At 61.3% G+C, this 18,628-nt stretch carries 15 protein-coding genes and 1 pseudogene; 11 read left to right on the forward strand and 5 right to left on the reverse strand.

The window, feature by feature from the left end:
* The 11 genes from QFZ88_RS27555 (at position 1) to QFZ88_RS27605 (ending at position 12,565) form a co-directional block, all read left to right on the forward strand.
* The gene (locus tag QFZ88_RS27555; protein ID WP_065996911.1) at positions 1–1,170 is read left to right on the forward strand and encodes a lytic transglycosylase domain-containing protein; all 1,170 of its coding nucleotides are present in this window, start codon (positions 1–3) and stop codon (positions 1,168–1,170) included.
* Positions 1,167–1,994: a conjugal transfer protein gene (locus QFZ88_RS27560; protein WP_245317434.1), complete on the forward strand. Its 828-nt coding sequence runs from the start codon at positions 1,167–1,169 to the stop codon at positions 1,992–1,994. Before QFZ88_RS27555 ends, QFZ88_RS27560 begins: the two co-directional genes overlap by 4 nt.
* 227 nt (positions 1,995–2,221) lie before the next feature.
* Positions 2,222–3,283 carry a type IV secretion system protein gene (locus QFZ88_RS27565; RefSeq protein ID WP_065996910.1) on the forward strand — a complete coding sequence of 354 codons (1,062 nt, stop codon included), beginning with the start codon at positions 2,222–2,224 and terminating at the stop codon, positions 3,281–3,283.
* A gap of 55 nt (positions 3,284–3,338) precedes the next feature.
* The gene (locus QFZ88_RS27570) at positions 3,339–4,073 is read left to right on the forward strand and encodes a virB8 family protein (RefSeq protein WP_065996909.1); all 735 of its coding nucleotides are present in this window, start codon (positions 3,339–3,341) and stop codon (positions 4,071–4,073) included.
* 5 nt (positions 4,074–4,078) lie between these two features.
* On the forward strand, positions 4,079–4,912 hold the full coding sequence (gene virB9, locus QFZ88_RS27575) for a P-type conjugative transfer protein VirB9 (RefSeq protein ID WP_373426420.1): 834 nt from the start codon (positions 4,079–4,081) through the stop codon (positions 4,910–4,912).
* 94 nt (positions 4,913–5,006) lie between these two features.
* Positions 5,007–6,284 carry a type IV secretion system protein VirB10 gene (gene virB10 / locus QFZ88_RS27580; RefSeq protein WP_245317433.1) on the forward strand — a complete coding sequence of 426 codons (1,278 nt, stop codon included), beginning with the start codon at positions 5,007–5,009 and terminating at the stop codon, positions 6,282–6,284.
* Positions 6,285–6,286: 2 nt separating this feature from the next.
* The gene (virB11, locus tag QFZ88_RS27585) at positions 6,287–7,408 is read left to right on the forward strand and encodes a P-type DNA transfer ATPase VirB11 (RefSeq protein WP_083237638.1); all 1,122 of its coding nucleotides are present in this window, start codon (positions 6,287–6,289) and stop codon (positions 7,406–7,408) included.
* Positions 7,377–10,442, forward strand: a complete 3,066-nt coding sequence (locus QFZ88_RS27590; RefSeq protein WP_065996901.1) for a type IV secretory system conjugative DNA transfer family protein — start codon at positions 7,377–7,379, stop codon at positions 10,440–10,442. The genes virB11 and QFZ88_RS27590 overlap by 32 nt, the downstream gene beginning before the upstream one ends.
* Positions 10,443–10,555: 113 nt before the next feature.
* A complete protein-coding gene (locus tag QFZ88_RS27595; protein WP_065996899.1) occupies positions 10,556–10,999 on the forward strand; it encodes a type II toxin-antitoxin system Xre/ParS family antitoxin in 444 nt (147 codons plus the stop codon).
* On the forward strand, positions 10,999–11,463 hold the full coding sequence (locus QFZ88_RS27600; RefSeq protein WP_065996897.1) for an RES family NAD+ phosphorylase: 465 nt from the start codon (positions 10,999–11,001) through the stop codon (positions 11,461–11,463). The genes QFZ88_RS27595 and QFZ88_RS27600 overlap by 1 nt, the downstream gene beginning before the upstream one ends.
* Before the next feature lie 334 nt (positions 11,464–11,797).
* Positions 11,798–12,565, forward strand: a complete 768-nt coding sequence (locus QFZ88_RS27605) for a reverse transcriptase domain-containing protein (RefSeq protein WP_065996895.1) — start codon at positions 11,798–11,800, stop codon at positions 12,563–12,565.
* An 84-nt stretch (positions 12,566–12,649) separates the two neighbouring features.
* Here the strand turns inward: QFZ88_RS27605 and QFZ88_RS27610 are convergent, their stop codons facing one another.
* From QFZ88_RS27610 to QFZ88_RS29610, 5 genes and pseudogenes are all read right to left on the reverse strand, one after another.
* Entirely contained in the window at positions 12,650–15,127 is a 2,478-nt protein-coding gene (locus tag QFZ88_RS27610) for a S8 family peptidase (protein ID WP_065996893.1), read from the reverse strand.
* Between the two features lie 3 nt (positions 15,128–15,130).
* Positions 15,131–16,132 carry an AAA family ATPase gene (locus tag QFZ88_RS27615; protein ID WP_190234588.1) on the reverse strand — a complete coding sequence of 334 codons (1,002 nt, stop codon included), beginning with the start codon at positions 16,130–16,132 and terminating at the stop codon, positions 15,131–15,133.
* A 519-nt stretch (positions 16,133–16,651) separates the two neighbouring features.
* Positions 16,652–17,422 carry a hypothetical protein gene (locus QFZ88_RS27620; RefSeq protein WP_307420837.1) on the reverse strand — a complete coding sequence of 257 codons (771 nt, stop codon included), beginning with the start codon at positions 17,420–17,422 and terminating at the stop codon, positions 16,652–16,654.
* A gap of 619 nt (positions 17,423–18,041) precedes the next feature.
* Entirely contained in the window at positions 18,042–18,314 is a 273-nt protein-coding gene (locus QFZ88_RS27625) for a DUF192 domain-containing protein (protein WP_246192408.1), read from the reverse strand.
* Between the two features lie 47 nt (positions 18,315–18,361).
* Positions 18,362–18,580: pseudogene (locus tag QFZ88_RS29610) on the reverse strand (hypothetical protein); the annotation flags it as partial.
* Positions 18,581–18,628 lie beyond the last annotated feature (48 nt).

An 18,628-nucleotide genomic window follows, 5' to 3' on the forward strand; every position in this document is an offset into this window, starting at 1 on the left:
ATGCGGCGACCGATGCTATGCGGGGCGATGGCGACGGCATTGCTTGCGGGCGCGATGCTGTCGTCGTCGTATGCCCAGGTACCGGTGAATGACGCGGCCCGGCTGAGGATCCAGCAGACGACGCAGCAGTGGTACGACAGCTACCGCAAGAACCAGCAGATCGCGCGCGGCAACTCGGGTGATACGACGAACAGCTATGCGCCGGGGCAGGGCGTCGGCGGCATGGATTGCTCGTCCTTCGGCGGCGGCGCCGGTTGGGGCGATCAGGTCGGGCCGAACAATCCGCGCAACGCCACCCAGGAGCAAATCCGGCAAATGGTGGCGGATGAGGCCCGGCGCCAGGGCGTCGATCCGAATTTCGCGATGGCGATCGCGGAACAGGAATCGCGTTTCCGCCAAAGCGCGGTTTCCGCAGTCGGAGCCCTCGGCACGATGCAGCTGATGCCGGCAACCGCCGCCAAGCTCGGCGTCAATCCCTATGATCTTCGCGACAACATCCGTGGTGGAGTGACGTATCTCAAGCAGATCATGGGCATGTATCCGGGGCGGCTGGATCTGGTGGCGGCCGGTTATAATGCAGGACCGCATCGGCAATCGCTGCGTAACGGCAACATTCCGCAGATCCGCGAGACGCAGAACTACGTGAACATGGTCAGCCAGTTCTACAATGGCAACAAACGGCAATTTGGCGATCAAAGACCGATGGGAGCCCCGATCCCTCAGATGGTTTCGGCGCCGGCAGGGTGCGGCGAAGCCATAAAGAAGGCCGTGGACCGCAACACCGAGGCGCAGCTCGAGCGGGCCCAGACATGGAATACCCTCGTCGGCAAGGCGCTCGAGGCGAACCAGCTGAAGCAGCAGACAATGCTTGGGCAACTCAAAGAGGCGTCGGCGTTCCTGAGGGGATCGGGCAGCGGTCAAAACGGCAATTTCGGCGACGGCTCGGGCGAGATCAAGATCGCCGAAATCGCTTGTCCGTCGACGGTGGTGAACACGGGGTCGACGCGCTGCTATGCGGTTCCACCACAATCGGCGACGTCCGATATCCAGCGACTGCTTGGGTACCTGCAGGAGCAGGCGCGGACACAGGGCCTCAACGCCACCTTCGCGGCGATGGACGACGACGTGGTCGGGCTGGTCGCGATCGTCGACAGCCGGCGGGCGCAATGAGCGAACTGAACGATTACGAAGCGGAAGGATGTGAACCGATGAAGACGATCATTCTTGGAAGTGCGGCCGCACTGCTGTTGTCGACGGCGGCCTTTGCACAGGTGCCCGTGACAGATGGCGCCAATACCGCGGTCAACGAGAAGATCAAGGCGCTAACGTCGCAGATCCAGTCGGACACGACCATCATCAAGGACAACACGACGCGGACGCTGCAGGCGATCACCGGCGACAGGACGCAAGATGCCAGCAAGTTCTCGTCGCTGGCGACCGGCGGCGGATTCACGATGAGCCAGGCACCGGATTTCGGGGCGATCCTGCAGGGAAATCAGGCATCGTTCGGCGGGATTGGTGGGCAGTTTCAAAACATGGCGGCCCAGGTCATCAATGGCCTGAACCTCGTCAAGATGGTGAAGGACGCGGTGACCGGCGGCGAGCTCACCGGTGCGAACCAGGCCTATAATCAGGGGGTCCAGACGGTGACGGCCCTGACCGCGATGACGGACGCCATGAACGCCGCGTCGAAGAAGCGTACAGACGCTTTCACCGGTGCCGCCGGTGAGATTGGCAGCGCCCCGGATATGAAGGGCGCGCTGGAGCAGAACACGCAGATGGTGTTGCAGGGGAACCAGACCGCCAACGAAGCGGTCGGCGCCTTGAACAGCGCCGTCGTGCTGGAATCGCAGCGGTACAAGGCAGCCCTCTCCGAGCAATCGCAATTCCTGAAGACCTTCGCAGCGGGGGCAGTGCGCAGACGCAACGGCCAGCAGCAGGACGGCCAGTCCGTCAGGGAGCAGCTCGAACAGTTCGAAGCGCAGTCGCAGTGAAGCCGCCCTGTTCCATCCCGTTGCTGGCCTGCCTCATCGCTCTTGCCGGCTGCGCCGGCCATAAGGAGCGTTTGGCGAAGTGCTCGGCTGACGAGAATCCGGTTGGCGAACTTGCGTATGCTCGAGATCCCGGACGCTGGGATGCCGGCGGGATTCTCGTCCAGCAGTTGACCGATGAATGTGGCCCCATGCGGCCGGTGAACCAGTTCTGATCGGAGCGTTGCCAGATGGATCCGCGGGACGGGCTCACCAATTTCTATGGAACCGCGCTCACCTATTTCGACAAGATCAACCAGGATACGATCGAGCGGGCTTGGGGGCTGTTTGCCGAAAACAAGGGACTGGTCACCTCCCTTCTGGCCCTGTTCCTCATCATCTATTTTCTGTGGGGAGCATTGGGCCGGACCCACATCAGCTTCCAGGACATGGCCATCACCGGCTGCAAGGTCGCCCTCGCATATGCGTTCGTTATGTCCTGGTCGGTCTTCCATGAGGAAGTGGGCAAGCTGATCCTCGAGACGCCGGAACAGCTTGGGGCCGCGCTGTCGTCGCGCATGGCGGGGATTGCCGGCGGCGCCAACATGGCGGAACAGGTCCGTCAGGTCGCCGAGAAAGTCTACGAATTCGCATCGGCGATCGCGACCGCTCAGGCCGGCGGATGGATCGGCTCGATCGTCGGTGCCTTGCTCGATCTGTTCATCGTGGGTGGCGGGTTGATCCCCATGCTTCTGGTCCTGACCGGCGTGACGCTGTTTGCAAAAATGACAGTCGCCGTGATGCTGGCGGTAGGGCCAATTGCCATTCTCTGCAATTTCTTCGGCATCACCAGATTTGTGTTCGAGGGCTGGGTCAAAGGCATAGCCTTCGGAATATTCACGCTGCTTTTTTCCTACATCATTGCCGGCTTCTGCTTCGGCTTTGTGCGTTCCTATCTGGATTCCATCCAGATTGCGACGGCAACGCAGGAGGAGTCCTTCGGCGTGGCGGCGGGCCTGGTGCTCTACATGCTGGTTGTCGCCGCGTTCGTCGTCCGGGTGCCGTCATTGGCGCAGTCGTTCGCATATGGGACGTTGTTCCATGGGATATCTACTGCTGGCGGTATAGGCGAAACACTGCAAACGGCAAGGAACCGGGGCTCTAGAGCTGCCAATCTCGCAACAAGCTTTATACCGGCAGGCATCACCGGCGGCGCCGTGCGCGGCACGATGGCCATGGCGGGAGACATGGGGCGAGGAACTCGGGCCATGGGCCGGATGCTTGCCGGCCGCATGCGGGGCCGCTCCGGGTAGAAATCCGGAACACGGTTCGCGGTAGTTCCCCGGTTTTGCGCGGAGATGAATTCGAGTGGCATTGTTGAGGAAAGAGACGATCGGCCTGCCTGACGGGAAAGTCCCAGGTCCTGAGGAAATCTATCAGCAGCATTTGACATGGGGGGCGCGGCAGAGGTCGCTCCTTTCCCTGCTTGCGTTCGTGCTCGGTCTGGCGGCCATCGCCGGGTGGGCCGTCGCCGGCATCTCGGTTTGGTCGTCGGCGCAGTTGTTCCCACTGAAATCGACCGAGGTGGTGCCGCTGATCGTCGATAAGACAACAGGCTACATGGAGACGGTGACCACGCTCGACCATGACAGGTCGGTCTCCGAACTACAGGCGGTGAGGGCAGCCTTCATCGGCAACTACGTGATCAAGCGGGAGACCTACGATCCCAGGTATCTCGCCGACACCTTCGACATGATCCAGTTGTGGTCGGACCCGAACGGGCGGGCGTTTCGCGACTATGAAGAGCTGATGAACCCGGGCAATCCGAAGTCGCCGGTCAAGAGGATCGGAGCGGAGGGAGACGTCCGGGTGAACCTCTTGTCCGTCAATCCCCTGAATAACGAGACCATGAACGTGCGCTTCGAGACGGAAGAGCGCCGCCAAGGCGGTATGGCCAAAGTCGGCCGGTGGTCGGCGACGATCCGCTATCGGCAGGGCAATCTGGAAATGAGCCAGAGGGTGCGGATGTTCAATCCGCTGGGCTTCTTGGTGACCGACTACACCAGGGTTCCGGAAATGATGCCAAGCGGGCTGCCGCAATGAGGAGAGTGGGACTGGCAGCGCTGGCGGTCCTGCTCGGCACGGCACTCGCGCACGCGGAATTGGTGGCGCAGCCAGGACGCTATGATCCTCGCATTCGCACGGTTCCCTATTCCTCGGAGCAGGTGTTCGAGGTCACCGGCACCTACGGCATGGTCACGGTGATCCTGTTCGGGACGGACGAGGAGATCACGCAGGTCGTCGCCGGCGATACGGTCTCCTGGCAGATCCTGACGTCGGCCGACCGTCGCTCGCTTACGCTGAAGCCCATGGAAAAAGAAGCCTCCACGAATATGTCGGTCATCACGACGAAGCGCACCTATTCGTTCGAGCTGCTGGTCAACGATTCCAAAAGCCAGCGGAATCAGACCTACAAGCTTCGATTTTCCTATCCTGAGGATGTCGGGATGAAGGGCATGGCGGAGCTGTGGGAGCAGGCCCAGGAGGCGCAGAAGAATCCGAACATCAAGAATATCCGCCGCGACAACGTGAACTATGACTACGGCTTCAAGGGCGATCCCGGCGCGAAACCGGTGTGGGTGTTCGACGACGGCATCAAGACCTTCATGAAGTTTTCGGGCGACACGCCGGCGATTTTTGTTGTCGACAGGAAGCGGCGCGAGTCGCTGGTCAACTACCGCCGGGAGCAGGACTACATCGTGATCGACGCGGTGTCGCGCCAATGGACGCTCCGTTTTGGGACGGAGACGGAAACCTGCCTGTTCAATCTGCGCACGGGGCCGGCCGACGAGCCGGCGCCGATCGAGGGCGTGGTCGGGCCGAAGCCGTTGGGAAAGCGAGGGGCGTATTCGAGCCGCCCTCCGGACAGGAGCATGAGGTAGGCCGATGTCTGATCCGCAATATAGCCATGGCATCGAAAACGAAGCCGCAATTGGTGGCGCGGTGCGGCGTCGCGGAATAGGCATCGGACGGCCATTGGCGCTGCTGGTGGCGCTCTTTGGCGTTGGGATTGTGCTCTACCTGGCCTTCTCGACACCGCAGGAAAAGATCGCGACGAACCAGGCAGAACCCGAGACCTTCGCCCCGGTGAGAGCACCGGAGAGCCCGGGCTTCAACACGCCGCCACCCCCGCCGCCGATCCCCACCGTGGTGGTGCCGGAGGCGCCGCCACCCCCACCGCCGCCGCCACCGGTGGAACAGGTTGAGTTGCCGCCGGTGCTGGAGAAGCCGGTCGATTGCTCGAACGGAAACAATCCGGACGACCCGAAGTGCATCGAACTCGAACGCCAGCAGAAGTTGCTCGAGCGCGTGAAGGCGAATGCAATGGTCTACGACCAGTCGCGTGGCCAACAGGGCACGGATATGGCGCAGGCATCCACGCAGCTGGGTGGTGATGCACAAGGGCTGGCCGGCCTGAATGGCGGCGAAGATTTCTCCGCAGAGGGCGGCGCGAGCGTTAGCGGCCGCGACGGCACGGGAGGAGATGCCAACAGGGCTTTCCTGGCGGCGATGGGCAACCAGGACGTCACGGTTTCGCGGGCGGTGAAAAACAATCGCACCGACGCCTGGATCGCGCAGGGCACAATGATCAGGGGAACGCTGGAAACCGCGATCAACTCGGACCTCGCCGGCATGGCGAAGGCAAGCGTGCGAGACGACGTCTACTCTTTCGACGGCCGCCGCATCCTGATTCCGGCCGGATCGAGCCTGATCGGCGACTACAAGGCCGACATTCAGCAGGGCCAGGAGCGGGTTTTCATCGTCTGGACGCGCATGATCCGCGGCGACGGCGTTTCGGTCCAGCTCGGTTCGTTCGGAACGGACCGGCTCGGCCGGTCCGGCATAACAGGGAAGGTCGACCGGAAATATTGGGAGCGCTTCGGCCCGCCGGCGCTGCTCACGATGATCGGCGGGGCGGCGCAATATGTGGCGACGCTCGGAAATCCCGATCGCAACAACGACATCACGATCGTCAATCCGGATGGCTCGGTGACGCGGATACCGCAAAGCAGCACGCAAACACCGGAAGAGCAGGCTCGTGGCATTGCGGCGCAGACGATCGCAGCCGGCATCCAGCAGATGGCCGCTGAGGCTTTCGGCAATACCAAGGATATCAGGCCGACGATCCATATCGACCAGGGGTCGGACATCAACGTCTTCGTCACGCGTGATCTCGATTTCTCCGATTTGTACCCAGACCCGGTCGTTGAAGAGTTCGAGCGGTTGAAAAGGTCGAAGCGGGTAGGCAAGTAGCGATGGATTCTGCCAACGATACGCGCGTAGACGCACTGCTCGACAAGAAGGTGGTGACTCCGCTTAAGAAGGTCGATGCAGCAACCAGCCGAAGGGACATCGATCTTCATTGGCTCGGCGAGGCGCTGAAGCCGATCAGGCCATACCTCGATGATCCCGAGGTGGTCGAAATCTCCTGCCAGAAGCCGGGGGAGCTGTGGCTGGAAAAAGGCGGCAGCCTGGTGATGCAGAAGATCGAGGAACCGGCCCTCACCGAACATTCGGTCGAGAACATGGCCGTACGGTCCGCTGCTTTGACGGCCCAGGTGATCAATCGCGAAAACCCGTTGCTCTCGGCCGTCCTGACGGGCGGCGAACGCGTCCAGTTCGTGCTTCATCCGACTTCCGCCACAGGCCATGCGTTTTCGATCCGCAAGCAGTTCATCCGGCGGCTGTCGCTGGAGGACTACGAGAAGCGCGGCGCCTTCGATCATGTGAAGGTGACGGGAGACGACGATATGGACGAGGTCGACCGGCAATTGTCGGCCTTGCTGCGCAGCAGGCAGGTGCGGCAGTTCCTGGAGCTCGCGGCCTCGGAGCATCGCTCCATGCTGGTGTCGGGCGGCACGTCCTCGGGAAAGACGACGTTCCTGAACACGATGCTGACGGCCATTCCCATGCACGAGCGCTTCGTCCTGATGGAGGACACGCGCGAGTTGGAGCCTCGGCAGGAAAACGTGGTGTCGCTTCTGGTCTCGAAAGGAGACCAGGGCGAGGCGAAGGTATCGATGGCAGACTTGCTGGCGACGGCGCTACGCCTGCGCCCGGACAGGATATTTATGGGCGAGCTGCGCGGCCCGGAAGCTTTCGACTTCCTCAACGCGATCAATACGGGCCATCCCGGCTCCATGACCACGATCCACGCGAATTCGCCGCATCAGGCGTTCAACCGTTTGTCGACCTTGATCGTGAACGCCGGCGTGCGGATGGAGCGGGATGACATCCTCAAATACATCCGCTCGATCATCCCGATCGTGGTGCAGCTGCGCAAGGGCGACGAAACGGTCAGCCGGGGGGTGAGCGAGATCTATTTTCGGGACGAGGTCAACGAAGATGGCGAAAAGGTTCACAGCCAGGTCTTTTGACGACGCGCCTCGGCACGCGGCGGACCACACCGCACACGAGGCGCAGTGGCAGGTCAAGACGACGCGGCAGGCAGCGAATGACGGGCCGGTCAGGTTCTCCGACGACAGCGGGTTGCTGCAGGACCCCTTCGAGATCGATGCGGCGACGTTGCGCGCCGCTATGGACGAGGTGCCGCGACCGAAACGGCCGACGGCGCTGCGGCGATTTTCGTTTCTGACCTTTCCGGTTGTCATCGTGGTCGCAGGGCTGATGTGGCTCACGACATTCGTTTTCATCTACGACCTGTACTCGACGTCGTTCGGCCAGGCGTCGTTCATCGACTATCTGAGCCGCGCGCCGATCATGGATGGGGCGAGGCAGACCATGGTGATCGTGTTCACGCGCAACACGATCGGGCTGTCGCTGCTCGCCCTCCTTGTCGCGTTTCCGTTCATCTATGTCTGGCTGACCTGGTGGATGTTGAAGGGCGGCCGGTCGCTGTCGCGCCTGATCCTCTACCTGTTGCATGTCCGGTCGATCTTCAGTCTGCTGGCAACGTCCGGCCTGGTGTTCGCGGCCTGTTGGGCGGGTGTCGTCGTCTACGGCGTGGCCTTCTACCTGATCGCCACCAATGGCCTGACGCTGGACGCCGTCGCGAATTACTACGGCACCGCGCTGACCGCCATGTACCAGGCGCCCTTCGGCGGCACCAATGCCGCCGGCCAGCTCATCAAGCCGGCGAAGTTGACGGTCCTCGCCAGCCTGGGCGGATTGGCCGCGGCAGGATTTTTGATCGGATTCCCGATCGTCAGGGCGGTGATTCAGCGCGAGCGAAAGGTGTTTGGTCATTCCCGACTGGCGACGCTGCGGGATGCCGCGGACTATCGATTGCGCGAAAAGAGCGGCATCGTGCTCGGATACAAGCAGGGGATGCTTCTGCGCTCGGACAGCGATCAGCATGTCATGGTGATCGGCTCGCCGGGGCAGGGCAAGTCGCGCAGCTTCGTCATGCCGACGATGATGAACTACGCCGGATCGATGTTCATCCTCGACATGAGCGGGGAGCTCTACGAAAAAACCTCCGGCTACATGAAGAAGAAGGGTTACGAAGTCTACCTCTTGGCGCCAGGCCAGCATGGAACGCACTGCTTCAATCCGCTGGACGTGATCAGCAAGGATCCGCATCACCGCATCACCGATCTGCAGAAGCTGGCGCAGATGCTGATGCCGGAACGGCTGCGTTCGGATTCGAACGATTTCTGGGAGGAAAGCGCCAGGATCCTGCTGGTCGCCATGCTGGGCTTTGTGATCGAGTGTCCGGATACGCGCAAGTCGCTGAGCGAGCTCTATCGCATCCTCAATTCCATGTCGGACGAGCGCACGGCGATCGCACAGCTCCTGTCGCGATACGGCGATCATCTGTCCGACCAGACGCGCATGCAGCTGACAAAGTTCATCGGCCGCCATGAAAAGCTGGGCGAGGGGATAGCGGCCGAGATCGGCGCCAAGTTCAATTTCCTGCAGAACGAGCTCATCGAGGCGATGACGTCGGTGACGACGATCCCGATCACCGAGATCCGCAAGCGCAGGATGGTCATCTACCTGCAGGCCGACTGGAACGTCATCCAGATGTACGAACGGCTGATTTCGATCTTCGTGCAGCAGATGGCCGACAACCTCGTGCAGCTCGGCCCACTGCGCAATGGCGAATACGAGGTCCTGATGATGCTCGACGAGTTCGGCAATGGCGGCCGACTTGACACGGTGCTGACGCTGGCGCCGCTGATCCGCAAGAACGGGGTGCGGTTCGTGTTCATCCTGCAGGACGGCGCGCAACTGGAGCGGCTTTACCAGCGACCGGGCCAGAAGATCCTGATGGGGACGTCGACGATCAAGCTCTACATGAATTTCCAGAATGTCGAGGATGCGCAGGCCGTGTCCCAGATTGCAGGCGTCGACACAAAGTTGATGCCCCAGCCGTCATACTCATACCGTCATGGCCGCCGTGACCGTGGCGGCTCCATGATGCCGATGCGCGTGGAACTGCTGCCGGTTCACGCCCTGATGCAGATGAAGCCGGAGGAGGCGATCCTGCAGGTGACCGGCATGCCGATCATGCGCATCATGAAACTCGATTCCGGTGGCGAGCGGCAATTCCGGGCGATGGACAAATACCGGGAAATCCGAAAGCCACAGATCCAGCCGAGGGCCTGGACGCTTGAGGACGACGCGCAGTTCAAAGCAAAGCCTGCGGCATTCAAAGGGGTGATGACGCGTCAGATGCTCCATCCGGATGCTCGGGTCGTGCAGCGGCGGGTTGCCGCGTTGAAAGCCGGCGGCGTCACCAGCGCGGCGTTGAAGACGCCCACGGGGCCACGCCCGGTCGATTTCCTATGGCAGGATGTCGACGGCGAGCGGCACATCTTCTTCTCATCGCTCGACGAGCTGACGATCAGGCTGAACCTCGATGCGACGCGCGTTCCGGGCGTAACGCCAGGGGAGGCGCCGCAGCAATCGGAGGCTTCGGCCGAAGACACGGCAACCAGGCGACGGTGGCACGCCGGAAACAGTAGCGATGTGGCCGAGACGGCGGATGCCGATCAGAAGCGCCCACGCTTGGAGGACACCGATCTTCCGGATGTTGATATGGGCGATCTCATGGCGGCAGATCGCGCCGACGATGATGAGCTCGAGGTCAATGTGCAGGCGTTGCTGAAAGAGAGCTACGTCCCGCCCAGGCACCACGATCGGTCGGCATCACGATCTCGAAAGGACGTGACGAGGCACGAGGCCAACGTTGTGCGCTCACCGATCCTGAAATGGCAGGAGGTGAGCAGCCAGTTCGGCAAGATGAACGCGGCGTTGCATGCGATGCTCGACGAGAGCGCCAAGGGCGTCGAAAATGTCGATGCGCTCGCCCTGAATGACGGTCTCGAGTCGATGTGGCGGGCAACGATCGACCGGATGGAAAGCGAGGAGACCAAGGAGCTTGTTCGCGGCCATGCCGCATTAGTGATGGATCCGGTCGGCGAGGGGAGTAAATTAGCTGTCTGAACGTGGTGCGACCCGAGACTGCTGCACGTCGGCTGATGTCAGAAATCCATTGCATGGGATTGCATTTCCGGCAAGATGCCTTAAATATCTCGGCATATTGCCGGAGATTGAATATGAGCACCTCTGTTGCACTCATTGACGATGTAGCACGCAAGCTCGGCGGCGCCGCGGTGCTGGGAGCCGATGTTCGGTCGCAGGCGGACCTTGCGATGTTGGTGCGCCGGCGGCTTCCGCTTGCGACGCTGAAGGGCCTGTCTCTCGCCGGGCTCAGTGAACAAGAGATCGAGCGCTTCGTCATTCCGCAACGCACGCGCCGGCATCGCGCGGAGAAGAACGAGCCCCTGACGGTCGACGAATCCGACCGGGCCGTGCGGCTCGCCCGTATACAGTCGCTCGCGGAGGAGACCTTTGGAGATCCCGCGAAGGCGAATCGTTGGCTGCGCAAGGAACTGGCGGAATTGAGCGGCGAAACCCCGCTGACGGTGGCACAAACTGAGGCGGGCACGAGGGTCATTGAAACCATCCTCGGCAAGATCGCTTGGGGTGCTGCCGCCTGATGCAGCTCTGGGGGCTTTCCAGCCGGCAATTCGCAGCCGCCATGGATGGCGGGTACGGATTGTTGTTCAACGGACGCTGGAACACCGTCGGCCGTCCGGTGACCTATACGGCCACATCGCCGTCTCTTTGCGTCCTTGAAAAGCTTGTCCACGTCGAGGATCCGGCATTGCTGCCGGCGCTTGCAATGGTCCTCTACGACGTTCCCGACGAGACGCCGCTCACGCAACGGGCCTTGTCCGACCTACCCGCTGACTGGCGCCGCAGGGAAGCTGACACCCAGCGGATGGGAGACGAGTGGCTGGCCGGGCTTGAACACGCGCTTCTGTTTGTCCCGTCGGCGATCGTGGCGGTGGCCGGCAGCCCCGACTGGAACGTTATTGTCAACCATCGCCATCCCGCGGCTGCGGCAGTCAGAATCGAGCGGATCGAACCGTTTAATCTGGACGTTCGATTGCTCGGGTGAGCCGACTGAAATTTGTGATCCCCGCACTTGAAAGATTTGCGCGCTGTCTTTACGTCATCTTCCACGTTGCCGGCGATAACCTACAGCTCACCCGGCGGTCCTTAAGCACACCTTACGGGATGCCCCAAGACCCGCTTCGAGGCCATTAGGTTCTCTCAGTTGACGACTCTGTGTTGCAGAGTTGCAGGTTGCCGGAGAACGAGAACATGGAGGTGGGTTATGCGTAAAAAGCCTAATCTCACGCGCCTTGCTCTGAGCTTGCTTCCCGTGATTGTGCTCGTCCTCGAGCTGGTCAACGTGTCGCTTGATCTCATGAGCAAGGTCGTCAACTACTATGCCCGTCAAGTTCGAAACCTACCGTTACTCCTACCTGCGTAAGGGCAAGCCCGTCTTCGTTCCGAGCGAACGATGCGAAGCGATCGGGCGCGAACTGAAGGCCCAGGTCGAAGCCGCGACCGATTTCGAGGATATATACTACCATCTCCGCAAAGGCGGGCATGTCGCGGCGCTGCATGCACATCGGGACCATCGCTACTTCGCCCGGGTCGATATCGAACGTTTTTTCTACGGCATCGGCCGCAACCGCGTCGCGCGCGAGCTGCATGCGATCGGTATCGGAAAAGCGGGCTACCTCGCGAAATGGTCCTGTGTAAAGAATCCTTTCGGGGAGCCCGGCCACGCACTGCCTTACGGATTCGTCCAGTCGCCGATCCTCGCCACTTTGGTCCTAATGCGCTCAGGGGCAGGAGCCTTCCTGCGCGTGTTGCCGGCGGTGGTTACGGCGAGCGTCTATATGGACGATATCGCGCTGTCGTCCGACGACTTGCCAGCGCTCGAAGCGGCCTATGCCGATCTTCGTAAGGCGCTGCAGGCGAGTAACTTCAGGATCAACGAGAACAAGGCGCACGGGCCGGACGAGGCGGTCGAGCTCTTCAATTGCGAGCTCTCGCAGTGTTTCGCTTCCGTCCTTCAAGCCCGCCGCGAGGAGTTCTTCGCGAAGGAGGACCGCTCAGCCGCGAGCGTTTCCGCGTTCATGCGCTACTGCGATCAGATTGAACACGGCAATATGTCGGCGGCCATACCTGAAGCGGCTTTGGGCTAACGGATTTCCTCCTTGACCAAGATAGTTGAGTGCATGGAAGTGTATGTCGCATCCGGAACATAGCGGGAGCGGCGCGCCGTGGTGTCAGCGCTCGACAAGCACTTCGTTGCGGACCGCCTGTCCGGGTGTGATCGATAACACAATCGGTGTGTAGAGGTCGATATCGGTACGCCGGGCCTTCAGCGTGACCACGAGGGCATAACGCGCGCGTTGGTTCACGATGGCGGCGCGGGCGCGATCCCTCCACCAGCCCCCGACTGGCTTAATGCAGAGCACGTCGCGGCCCAGCAAGTCTACGGCCGGCCCGCTCCAGGTATCGCAATGCAGTGACCCTGCGGAAATGCTGTCAGGGCCCAGTAGCCAACGGTTGTCGTCAGGATGACGGGGCGCACGCTGGGTACGCACATCACGCTCGGCCGCGTTGACCCTTCGCTTAAAATTGGCGAGCAACTCGCCCTTGCGCCGCAGATCGAACCGCAGGCCGAACGACTGATAGCGCAACGGGTCGACGTTGGCCGCGAAGCCTGGGTTTGGGTCCACGAAATAGGACAAGGTGATCTTGAGGTCGACGATCTCGTTGTCTAGCTCCTCAAGGACGGCTGCAGGAAGGGGCAGGGTGTAGTAATGGCACTCGTTGAATTTCCTCGTGCCCTCCAACCGGTAGGGCTGGATGTCGGTCTGCGCGATAAGCGCAAGATGATCCCGCGCGGAGGCCGTCGCGCGATCGATGTCCGGCACGCCATACCCGAATCGCCTCGCGATGTCGTAGCGATTGCGCAGATTGGTCTCGGCCGCGAACAGCGCCTTCATCGGCTCCGTATACTCAGCGCTGTGCACCATCAGGGCGCGAATGGTTTCGGGCCAGTAATCCGGATGCGCCGCTGTCAGCTGCGCCGCCATGCGGGCAGCCTGCGCCGTGGCGGCGCTTGTCGCATGGAAAGGCACCAGCGGCGCGGCCGCTACGTCGCGACCGGTACTGAGCAGGCAGAGTGAATCGAGGGTCACGATGTCGCGGCGACTTGGGCTCACCGCGCGGTTTCCCGCCTCGAGCATAAGCTCTGGCTTGATCGGCGCTCGCGTACCCCAGTCGACGCTCGTCCGGCTATGGGGGCTCAGCTCACCTACGCCGGCGAGATGAGTCCAATCCTCGTATCCGGCGCCGCGGATCTGGTCGAGGTCCGTGTACCCCCCGATCGTTAGGGCGTTCCACGCCTGCGCCGGATCCTGCGCGGGATAGCTATCATTGTCCAGCAATTGCTGGAACTGCATGACCGGTTTGGTGTTGCCGACCGCAAGCACGACGAGCCGCTTCGGCGAATTCTCATTGTCGCCCGGCATGGTCCCCGCGGCGATCTGGTCGATGGCGGAGCTCCAAGTCGAGGGACGCGCGCCTGACACCCCGTCATTGGTCACAGCCATGCAGAATACGCGTGTGCGCTCCGGCCGCTGGATCTCCGGAAGGGCGGCCGCCGACTGCGTGACCGATCCATAGGAGTTCGGATCGTTTGGGTCTGCCCTTCCAGGCGGCAGGAGTTTTACGGACTCGAGGCGATGCGTTAGCGTCCGCGGCGCGTTGTCTCCCAACGGGATGGTAAGATCGCCATGCAAAGCGATACCGCCCATGGCGGTGCCGTGATTGTCATGGTCGTCCACGCCCCAACCACGCCTGACCGCATGCATGTCGTCGATCGACAGGGCAGGCTCGAGCAGGACGTGGGCGCGGTTGACGCCGGTATCGAATAGGCAGACCGACGGCACGTCCTGTCCAGGCCATTCGATCCGTCCGGCAAGTTCTTCATTCCACTCGTGTTGCTCCTCGCGTACGTCATCGACGAAGAATGAAGGATTATCGGTTGCCCGGCGCAGCTCAACGATGACGCCGGTCGCATACATCATCAGCTCGATCTCGGCCCTGGTGGCATAGACCGGAACAATAACGACCTCGGGGAATCGCAGTCGTCTGTCGCGGGCTCCTGCGCGAAGGCGCAAACGCTGCGCGATGTCCTCCAGCTCCAGTTCCTGCCCACGCGAAACCCAGATCGCCCACCACATCTGGTACTGCGGATCGAGGGGAAGCGCCTGCGGATCGTCCGTCCATAACGTCTCTAGACGTGCACGGCGGAAGGCCTCGATCGGTTCGACGGTGGACTTGTGGTGGGGCTCACCCTTCGGTGTCAGCGGCCCGCTTCGATAATCCGCAAGTATGGCGGCAAACGCCTCGCGAGCGTCATCCGGTATATAGAGACCGACCAGACGGGCCGCCTGCCTATCCTTGACGGCGCCTGGTCGCAGTCCAAGTGTTCTGCGCTCCAGAATGTCAGGGCTCGATCCGCGGCGCAGCTCTACTTCGATATAGCCACCCTGCGCAGGCGGCAACCTCGGGTCTGCCGCTCGTTGCTGGTCGACGACCGCGAGGGCTGCGTCGAGTTCATTCTGGAGGCGGGCCGCGTGCTCATCGCGGATTCGGACGTTGTTGCTGCGACCGCTTCCCTCACCGGTATACGCGCTGCTGCTGTAGTTTGCCGAAATATCAATGTGGGGGAGCGAAAAGCGTGTCGCCATGCACTAGGACTTCGCTGCATCCAGAAATGCACTGCGCATGCGATGCCGCTCTTCGAGTAGCACGAGGATATCCTCCGAAGAGACGGTGTTGCGCTCGTCGAGAATCGCGTTCTTGACCGCGTCATCGGCGGCACGCGCAAGCTCGGCCTGACTGAGCTCGCCGGCGGCCTTCAGGATCTTCGCCCATGCCAGTCGCGGCGCCTTCATCGGACGCAGGTTACGCAAGAGAATGTCCTTGATCTGATCGTTCGACGGCGGCCTGAATTCCAGCACCTGATCATACCGGCGCAGCAACGCGCGGTCGAGTAACCCCGGGTGATTGGTCGCGCAGATGATGACGCTATCGGTCGGAGCTTCCTCCTCCATGAACTGCAGGAAGGAATTCAGCACGCGTCGCATTTCAGCTACGTCATTGGTGGCGGTCCGGTGCGCGCCGACGGCGTCGAACTCGTCGAACAGATAGACGCCGCGCCGCTGCGCAGTCTCGTCGAACACCAGTCGCAGCTTTGCTGCGGTGTCGCCCATGAAGCGGGAAATCAGCTGCTCAAGACGAATGACAAAAAGCGGTAGTCCCAGCTCACCCGCGACCGCTTCGGCCGACATGGTCTTGCCTGATCCAGGCGGCCCGACGAAGAGGAGACGGCGCGACGGCTTCTTGCCGTGCTCCCTGAGCCAATCCCGCCGGCGCTGCTGGCGGACAACGTCACCCATATGCTTGGTAAGCGACGCATCGAGCACAACGTCCTTGAGCTTGAGCCGTGGCTCCCGCAGTTCGAGGAGACCTTCCAAGTTGCCTCGCGGCAGGCCGAACGGAATGGCGACGGATGGCCCGCGTGGCTTTACCACGCGGGCTTTCTCCACCTCGGCGCGCAACTCTTCCGCAACGCTGCGGTGTCCCTGCCTCGCCTCGGAAGCCGCGACCTGCAACGCAATGGAATAGAACAGCTCGTCGTCGCCTTCGACGCGACTTCGCAACATCGCCAATATCTGTTTGGTGTTAGACACGTCCCCTCACTGTATAGAGCATAGACGGGTTTGGAACATCAATGAAGGCGGCGAGACCGGCGTCCACACATCAATGTTTACCACCCGAAACGCGTTCCCGGCTGCTCGGCCGGCGGCCTGCAGATGCTCATAGTCTAAATCGGCTCCAGAACAAAGAAAGAACATTGGTTTCGTATCATGACTGCGGTGGTATGGGTAGAGCTATGGTTTCGCCGTTGCAGCGGCTTTTTTCGAGGGTGTCGCCATTCTTTAAGCGCAGAGGCCCTGCTTGACCGTCGGGGCGGAATGCGTTTTTCCCACCTATCCATGCGGCGACATGGATGGGGTGGATGTCTGCGAGCTGTTGCACCTACCTGCGGTGTGCCAGCTGAAAAACCCAAGGCCCCGCGCGCACAGGCGCGACGCGTGTTCGGGTTGCGGATATTGGCCGCGAAGAACTCAAGGAAGCGCAAGCGAACCCGCTCGCCGCCAGCTTCAACGAGCTGCGGCACAGCAAGTCCCTGACCTGTATTAGCTGGCTCACCGGCCGGCCTCGCGGGCCACTGCGTCAACGAACCGACGCAGCCCGACTGTTTGGGGCCTTCCGATCACAAGGCCGGCTGACGGAAAATCAAAGTGATATTGCGGACGCCACGGCCACCGCGGGTACTCGGCTTTAAGATGCTCCAGCGCGGGGTTGAAGCGCCGCAAAGGCCATCCGGAGCGTTCGTGAAGATCCGTGGCGTCACCGGTGTCGTGTTGCATCATCAACGATGCGAGAAACGCCGCATCTTTTCGGGTGCCGTTCCATCCCATGACCTGGTGATCGAATTGCTCATAGAAGCGCTGCGTGGGACGGAAGCGATGTGCGCTTGTCAGGTGCCGCTCCTCCAGATATCCAGCGGCGGAAAGCTCCAGAGCTGCGTCCTCGACCTCCGACGGATTCGCGTCGGGCACCATCTGCACGATGTCCTCGATATCCCAGAAATGCTCTGCCAGCCCATCGGGACACGCATGCGCGACCGCTTCGACGAGCCTCGCGGCCGTCCCGGAATACGCATCCGCAGCGGGAGAAAGCATTGCTTCGTGGCGATCCAGTCGCTCACTGTGCTCATTCGTTCGCTCGGAAATGGCGTGCTGCCAATCATCGCGTTGACGGTCGGACTGCGATGGGAACGTCGTGCGGTAGATCGCGGTCAACATGCCGGCGCCAGGAAGCGTCTCTGCCGCGGCTTCAACCACGTTGCGGAGAATCTCTCGACCCGCTGCCGGCGCCGGCGGAGTGATCGGCATTTTTGGATCGTCGGTCATTCGCATAAACATCCGATGGTCTATATGTGATGAAGGACATTATCAAAGATGCAGGCCGACGACACCGGAGGGGCCAGCTTCGTTGATATCCCCCCGAATAGCGGCGACAATCCCGCCAAGATGTGCGCTTTCAGGAGTACCAAAATCTTGCCTCAGCGTCCTGAATGGGGGGGGGCGCAAAGCGGCCGGTCGTGGACTGACAAGATTGGCCAAAGGAATCGATCAATCACGGGTGAAATTGTTTCTATTTCATGTTCAATATCAATAGCTTAGTTCCATAATATATCTTATGCAACTTTAGATTGCATATTTCTCGTTAAACAATCACTGATGCGATGTATGGTCAGCACCGCGCATTGAGCTGGTACTCGAACCAAACTCGTCCAATCTAAAGTGAAATGCCGTCTGATTTAGCAAAGCCGTGCAGAGAACCAACCGGTTACGTCGATGCCTAGTGGGCAAGTGGCTCGCATTCGTATCGTTTTGCAGGGTTGCTATGCAAAATCGCAACTTGGCAAATCCAGCGTCCGAACTTACATCTCGGTCGTCGGCTATCTCCTCCTCCCAGATACGATGCCGACATCAAAGGCGGTACACCTCCCTCCCGTGCTTGCCTTCTCTAATCAGCCCGCCGGATCTCCGCCCCTGGCGGGCTTTTTGTTTGCGTATGACCGAGCGACTGATCAGAACGGCATTTCCGGCGTAGCAAACGGGAACCTGGTCTCAGGCCTTTCCGAGCAAATTGGCCCTGGGCGAGTTCGAGCGCATCCGTCGCCGGTCCTGCCGAGTAGTGATAGTCGTCGGTGTTCGGCGCCATGTCCTCGACGGCGAACAGCTTGCCGCCAGCCGAGATGAAGCCGACGGAAAGGGGCACGTGCGTATGCGCATCCAAAACACGCGCTCTTTGGGCGACGGCCAGGAGAAGAGCATTCCCGGGCCGACGTCTTCTCGGAACATGAGCCCCTGGGCCATCTGCTCCGGCGTTCTGGCGACAGGCACGTCAGCGAGGATGACGTTGCCGGAGAAATAGAGCGTGCATCGTTCGGCGAAGCTTGCGGCAGGTTGGACTTCACCGCTGCCGGTGAGAACCGATAGAGCAAAGCCGGCAAGGATCAAGCCTGGCAACGCGCTTGCCATCACAGCCCTCGCAATGCTCATAACGCCGAAACCAGGTTTGTCGGCGAAAAATGGTCGGCGTTGGCCGCA

Source organism: Mesorhizobium sp. YL-MeA3-2017 (assembly GCF_030814575.1).
Taxonomy (GTDB): Bacteria; Pseudomonadota; Alphaproteobacteria; order Rhizobiales; family Rhizobiaceae; genus Mesorhizobium; species Mesorhizobium terrae.

Excerpts from the sequence above, each read along its gene's own strand:
- QFZ88_RS27565 (WP_065996910.1), top strand. The coding sequence starts at position 2,222 with ATGGATCCGCGGGACGGGCTCACCAATTTCTATGGAACCGCGCTCACC.
- QFZ88_RS27600 (WP_065996897.1), top strand. The coding sequence starts at position 10,999 with ATGCAGCTCTGGGGGCTTTCCAGCCGGCAATTCGCAGCCGCCATGGAT.
- QFZ88_RS27555 (WP_065996911.1), top strand. The coding sequence starts at position 1 with ATGCGGCGACCGATGCTATGCGGGGCGATGGCGACGGCATTGCTTGCG.
- QFZ88_RS27610 (WP_065996893.1), bottom strand. The coding sequence starts at position 15,127 with ATGGCGACACGCTTTTCGCTCCCCCACATTGATATTTCGGCAAACTAC.
- QFZ88_RS27620 (WP_307420837.1), bottom strand. The coding sequence starts at position 17,422 with ATGACCGACGATCCAAAAATGCCGATCACTCCGCCGGCGCCGGCAGCG.
- QFZ88_RS27560 (WP_245317434.1), top strand. The coding sequence starts at position 1,167 with ATGAGCGAACTGAACGATTACGAAGCGGAAGGATGTGAACCGATGAAG.
- QFZ88_RS27605 (WP_065996895.1), top strand. The coding sequence starts at position 11,798 with ATGCCCGTCAAGTTCGAAACCTACCGTTACTCCTACCTGCGTAAGGGC.
- virB11 (WP_083237638.1), top strand. The coding sequence starts at position 6,287 with ATGGATTCTGCCAACGATACGCGCGTAGACGCACTGCTCGACAAGAAG.
- QFZ88_RS27595 (WP_065996899.1), top strand. The coding sequence starts at position 10,556 with ATGAGCACCTCTGTTGCACTCATTGACGATGTAGCACGCAAGCTCGGC.
- QFZ88_RS27590 (WP_065996901.1), top strand. The coding sequence starts at position 7,377 with ATGGCGAAAAGGTTCACAGCCAGGTCTTTTGACGACGCGCCTCGGCAC.